This window comes from Melioribacter sulfuriphilus (assembly GCF_052656625.1).
The window spans coordinates 411791-418411 of record NZ_JBQXXK010000003.1 but is presented as its reverse complement, the minus strand read 5'-3'; the positions used below and the strand labels follow the sequence as shown (position 1 = coordinate 418411).

Annotated in this window: 3 protein-coding genes; all 3 read left to right on the top strand. The window is 37.9% G+C overall.

Annotated elements, in window-relative coordinates; all coding sequences use genetic code 11:
* Nucleotides 1-354: 354 nt before the first annotated feature.
* The 3 genes from ACUN8G_RS05580 (at nt 355) to ACUN8G_RS05570 (ending at nt 6543) form a co-directional block, all read left to right on the top strand.
* Nucleotides 355-3216, top strand: a complete 2862-nt coding sequence (locus ACUN8G_RS05580) for a fibronectin type III domain-containing protein (protein WP_437346142.1) — start codon at nt 355-357, stop codon at nt 3214-3216.
* Nucleotides 3217-3414: 198 nt separating this feature from the next.
* Nucleotides 3415-5547 (top strand): hypothetical protein, encoded by a 2133-nt coding sequence (locus ACUN8G_RS05575; protein ID WP_437346141.1) that lies wholly within the window; start codon nt 3415-3417, stop codon nt 5545-5547.
* A gap of 84 nt (nt 5548-5631) precedes the next feature.
* Nucleotides 5632-6543 carry a T9SS type A sorting domain-containing protein gene (locus ACUN8G_RS05570; RefSeq protein ID WP_437346140.1) on the top strand — a complete coding sequence of 304 codons (912 nt, stop codon included), beginning with the start codon at nt 5632-5634 and terminating at the stop codon, nt 6541-6543.
* The last annotated feature ends 78 nt before the right edge of the window (nt 6544-6621 follow it).

Here is a 6621-nt window from a genome sequence, read left to right as displayed (position 1 = left end):
TGCTTGGGTAAACAAATCGATATTATTAATCTTATTGCTGCGCATCTTTTCCTCTTTTTTGTTTATTCTCTTACAACGCTTTTCATTAAAAAGTTTTTAAATTCTGGATAATTTTTCAGAGGTTTCAATGAGTAAGTAAGATTAGTTTTTTTATGGATGGAAGATACAAATGCCGTAAAGTCGTATGCGTTAATAATTGTTAATTATTTTTTTAAAAAATAATTCTTGACATTAGTATCAAATAACAGTAGATTTCATCACCAGCCGAAAAAATATTATCTATCCTCCTGATGGTTCCGGGTCGAAAGTAAGATAATATTAAATATATTTTTTAATAAAAGACAGAGGGTGCAAATGAAAAAGGGAGTTTTTCTCTTTTTTATTCTGTCTGTTCTAATAGTAGCGCAGAATAAAAGTTTTAAAACACACGACCAGCAAAATGCGGTTGAACAACCGGTAAAAAATTTTTTACGCTCGGTTAGTAGTTACGGCTCGCCGCAATTCAATAATCAATTCTATACATTTAATCCTCTTGTAACGGCTCCAGCTAATGTGAATTACACGCAAGCAGGACTTAGTACTGATGGTTCAAAAATTGTAGCACAAAAATATTATGACGATGGTCCAATTAGAAGAGTAGAAATTGTTCTTATGAATTCAGATGGTAGCGGGGAAACAATTATTTCCGCAGGTAATTCAGATTATAATAATGGGCCAACTTATGGAAATCCATTCTGGAGCGACGATGGATTATATATCGGTTATGTAGAAAGGAATGTATCCACAAATAATAGAGTGCTAAAGTATGAATTAGCCAGTGGCATAACTACCGCTGTTTATGAACCTACAGGAAGTGATGATGTGGCCAATCCCGATTTCCTGGGCTCAAGTACAACATCAATTATATTCTGGGATTATGGCGCTGGAGGTGGTGCCGATCTTTTTATATGGGATGGTACTACACGAACAAATATAACTAACACTTCTAATTATAAAGAATACGAACCGATATCAAATGAAGATGGAACCGTAATACTCTATTGGTCAGGTGAAACTACTGCTGAACCTATCAATACTACTCATACACTTACTTTTAATGGAAGTAGCTGGGTTAAAGATCTGGGTTTTACACCTATCGTCGACAGCTATTGGGGCTACTGGACAGGACGTGACAATCAATATATTGCTGTTACAGTAATGTCTACGAAAGATATTCATCTTTATGATAATGCAGGTAATTTTTTGATGGATTTAACAGGTGCTCAATATAATGGTAGTTCAGGGCAATGGAACTTTGTTGGTTCTCATTTTCAAGGCCCTAATGGTGAAATTATTATGACTTCCAATGCTGGCAGAACTACCAGCGGTAGAGATATTATAAAAGCTACTCCTTACATTCCAGTTCCAACTCTTCCTGCCAATTTATCAGTACTTACATTGCAGACAATCTATTTTAGCTGGTATACAACAAAATATGGAATGAAATTCGATCTCGAAATTGACGATAATATGGATTTTTCATCACCAATTACCATAGCAGCCGATTTGACCGGAACATTCCATTCTTATGACGCATCTTCTTTGATTCCAGGCCAACCATACAAATGGAGGATTACTGGCAAAACGAATACAGGTATTGTTATTAGTTATTCAGATATTTGGCAATTTACAACTCAAGCAGTTCCTGCACCTGTTGCCACTTATCCCACCAATGGAGTGATGGTATATACCCAGAGTCCTACTATTTACTGGTATATTAATTCGTACTATCCAGGTTTATATTATCGAGTTCGATATGGTACGTCGTCGGGCAGCTATACTGAAACGAGCAGTGTTACAAGTAATTTATATCTAACGCTTTCGAGTTTAACGCCCGGCAATACTTATTATTATGTTGTTGACGCTTCGACTTCAAATACATTTTCGACTAATGTAGTAACCAGCAGCGAAGAAAGTTTTGAAATTTTCAGTTCGCCTCCTTTAACTCCACCTATCCCCGTTCCCTCCTGGCCTGTAAGTGGTAATGATTCTTATATAAATCCACCTACTTTATACTGGTATATTACTACTTATATTGACGGATTAAAATACTTTGTTGAATGGGATGACGATTCAAATTTAGATGATACACCTATGGGTAATTCAGGCTGGATCGAAAATCTCTATTTCATGTTGCCTTCTGCTTTGAATGGGGGTACATATTATTGGCGTGTAAGATCGAAAATAGGGGACGGAGGAACGCCATCTTCGTGGTCTACGGTTGAATCTTTTAATATTCCGTCGTTTGCATCTACAGGGGCTCCAGTACCGACACAAACCTATCCAGTGGGCGGGACAATAGTTTATACACTTTCACCAACTTTATATTGGTATGCTTCCTCTGCATACACACTCAATTATGATTTGCGTTACTCGACTTCACTGGACGGTGGTGGCCAATTATTCAATCCAACAACTGTAACGGATTTAAACAATAATTTTTATATTCTTTCAGGTTTATCAGCAGGCACAACTTATTATTGGCAGGTGCGAGCTAAAGTTGCCGGTTCTCCTGGATCGGAGTCTCCCTGGTCGTCAATTGCAACTTTTACGACTGATGCAGGAGCATTCGCCGTTGTTCCTCTGATCGGTTCACCAAATCATGCTCAGCCAATTTCTTCATCGTCGGTGGTTTTATCATGGGTCGTCCCTACAAAAAGCGATTCAAAGCTTACTTATGAGGTTGAATACACTCATGACGCAAATTTCGAATACAAAAATATTATCGGAGGACTCGATAAACCATTTGTAGAAATAAACGGGTTGTATCCTGATAACACATATTATTGGCGGGTGATTTCAAAAACAGAAGAGGGAAAAGTTTCCGACTATTCTTCTATTGGTATCTTTAAAACCGTAAGCAATGTAACAGCTGTCGAAGAGAACGATGTAATCAATTATAATTTTGAGCTTTATCAAAATTACCCGAATCCTTTTAATCCTGAAACGTCCATCAGTTTTTCTATTGGTAAGAAAGACCATGTGATGTTAACTATATATGACATTCTCGGTAAAGAAGTAAAAAGGCTAATTTCGGAAGAACTATCGCCTGGAAGGTATAATCTGGTTTGGTATGGCGATGATAATTATGGGAATAAAGTTGCCAGTGGCGTTTATTTCTACAAATTGATTTCGGGTTCCAATCAGGCAGTAAAAAGAATGCTGTTAATAAAATAATGAACGGTATAGTTTTTTATATGTGTGCCTACTATCACAAATACTGTAGCTTGGTGTCTCTTTAAAATAATTTGATTTTTTATTTATGAAAAAGGGATATATTATTCATAATCCCAATAAAATATTTTTCGTTCAAGCAAAAAAAATCATTAACAATCTCAGAGGATGCATATGAGATATTTGCGATACAGCTTTATAATGAGCATAATCTTGTTTTTTTCAACAACAGATTATGCACAAACACCAATTTCGCCGACTGATGGGCAGGTCGGTGTTTCACAAAGCTTAGCTTCAATAACCTGGACAGACTTCGACGACGGTAATGGCAACGGTCCATACGATGTTGAATTCGATGATGACCCTGGTTTTGGTAGCCCGGAGGCATCATCCTCCAATACTGCATTGACAAGTTTGTCACTACCTGCACTCAACTACAATACTAATTATTACTGGAGAGTTAGAGATACTGACATAGATGGGTCAGGCGGTGACGGCTCATGGCATAATTATTCATTCAAGACTGGTTTTCCAACATTAAGTCTCGATAGTCCTGCAAATGGAGCGGAATTAATGGATAGAACTCCCACGTTGCAATGGAGTACTTCTGCTACAGTCAGCAATGTAACATTTACACTCAATGTTACGGGACCTAATGGATATACGTATAATAATACTGAGACAAGTCCATTTACATTTGCTGCAAATCTTGATTTTGGTACATACACATGGGATGTTACAATCGACGATTCTAATATACCTCTGGATAACACGCCGGTTACGACCACCAGCAGAACATTTAAGGTTGTGCCAGGATTGATATCGCCTGCAAATACACTAACAGGAGTTTCTCTTGAACCGGAATTTTCATGGGACTACGACGGCTCGTCTACTTATTTGATTGAAATAGCTACAGATAATTTCTTCACGAATATTGTTGCAAGTAAGTCTGTTGCCGCCGGTTCTTACAACTTTACAGAAGCAGATGCTGGCATGCCTTTGAATAATAACACTACTTATTACTGGCGTGTGACGGTTAATGGAGCTGTTTCAAGTGTATGGTCATTTACAACTTTGAGTAATCTAACGATTACACAATCTTTTCCATCAAATGCAATGGAAGTAATTCAGTATGACCCACTGTTATTTTCCTGGTATCTGGGAATTCCTGTAGGTTCAATGAAATTTTCTTTGCAGGTCATTGAAAAAAATACAGCTCCAACTCAAAGTGAATGGGCATCAGCAGTAGATAATTATGTCACTAATTCATTAACTACTGACTTTGCTTTTTTTGTGGATAATATTAATACATTGAATCATTCGGCGACAGGATTGCAAGGTAGCTCGAAATATTACTGGCGAGTAGTTGCTTATTATGATGATGGAACTGTATCAAATAAATTTGATTTCTCGGATAGGGTGGCTAAATATTCTTCCGTCTTTTCTTTTACTACAAAAGGCGGCGCAGTTGAAGCTTATCCATCCTGGCCTATCGGCAATGCTACAGTTTATACCCTGCAACCTACATTATACTGGTATACGGTTGAATCAGAACCAGGTGCTACATACACAGTGCTAATATCAAAAACTAATAGTGGTCCAGATAATACAAAGCTCGATGACGAGGCAGTATATTCGTCATACAATGCTGGTGCGAATCTATTCTATACAATTACCTCGAATCTGGATGCAAATACTCATTATTACTGGCAGGTTATAACAAATTACAACACACAAACGAATTATTCTAGCATAGCAGATTTTACGACTTATGCGGCAGCAACTGTAACAGCCTTTCAACCTGTACCATCTCATCCAATTGGCGGAGTTGATGTTTATACAACTTCACCGACTCTTTATTGGTATGTAGCAGGCCTATCAACTGAACTTCGTTATGATATAGAAATTAATACTACAAATACATTTACCGGTACTCCGACTTATACAAATATCAGTAATTTATATTATCAAGTTACTGGTTTAACGGCAGGTTTAACATATTACTGGAAAGTAAGATCATATGAAAATGGAAATCCAGCAAATGCTTCGGCATGGAGCTCTACTGCAAGTTTCACAATCGTAGGCGGTCAATATAGTAGTGCAGTAGCTTCATATCCTGTTGGAAATCCCACGGTCTACACTGCTCGACCTACATTGTCCTGGTACATAGACGGTTCCACTTTAGGATGGAGCGGATTTATTGTGAGGTGGAAAGAAGGAAGTGCGCCGGCAGATTGGGCCACAACTTATGATGGGAGTGTAACAATTAATGATATTAATACTTTGTTTTACACATTTACATCCGATTTAACCTACGGTTCAACATATTACTGAGCTGTTGCACTTTATGACGGTACAAATGCACCGTCGCATGCCGATTATTCTCAGGGTTCATTCACAGTAGTTGGAGGTGGCACGGTGACGGTTGTTCCATCTGCTCCAAACAATGCAAGTATAGTATATGATGACGATGTAACTTTATACTGGTATCTAAACGGTTCTAATCTTGGAATAACTGGATTCGAAATACAATACTCGCAACAGAGTAATTTTGGTAGTCCTGTTACTATAGCTCCTGGTACGGTCGGTAATAATTATTCTTATCAATTGACTGGACTTACACCCGGTGCAACATATTACTGGAGAGTAAGAGGCTATTATTCTGGTTCTAATTACACGCCTTATTCTACAATATTTAGTTTTACTATCGATCCAGGGGCAAGCTCTGTAGTTCCAGTGGTGGGTTCGCCTAAAGGTGGAGTAGTAATCAATACTGCAAAACCAATGTTATCTTGGTTTGTGCCAGCACCTTCAAAATCCGAGTTGAAATATGATGTTGAATTATCGAGCACATCCGAATTCAACGATACCAGAACTTTTGAAAATCTGGCACAGCTGCATGCAGCCGTTGAGACTTTGACTCCTGGAGAGTACTACTGGCGTGTACGTTCTAAGACAGGCAATGGAGATGTTTCGAATTATTCGGAAGCAGGTTACTTTAAGGTAGGCGATAATGTCACAGATCTTGAAGAGTCGCTCGGAGAAGTGCCAGCAGATTTTGCTCTTGAACAAAACTATCCAAATCCGTTTAATCCTGAAACTGTAATAAAATTCTCGCTACCTAAATCACAATTTATTTCATTAAAGATATATAATGTTCTTGGACAGGAAGTAAAAACACTTGTCTACAGAGAATTCCAGGCTGGAAATCACTCAGTCGTCTGGAATGGGAAAGACAATTATGGTAATACTGCCGCCGCAGGTATCTATTTTTACAAAATTGATGCCGGTGAATTTACAGCCGTTAAAAAAATGATTTTAATGAAATAATTTCCGGAAGGGTTGAAGTCATGGGAAAATTAGGAGCCTCAATTTTTGTTATTATCATGTTAGCCGCTATTGGATTGG

Excerpts from the sequence above, each read along its gene's own strand:
- ACUN8G_RS05580 (WP_437346142.1), top strand. The coding sequence starts at position 355 with ATGAAAAAGGGAGTTTTTCTCTTTTTTATTCTGTCTGTTCTAATAGTA.
- ACUN8G_RS05575 (WP_437346141.1), top strand. The coding sequence starts at position 3,415 with ATGAGCATAATCTTGTTTTTTTCAACAACAGATTATGCACAAACACCA.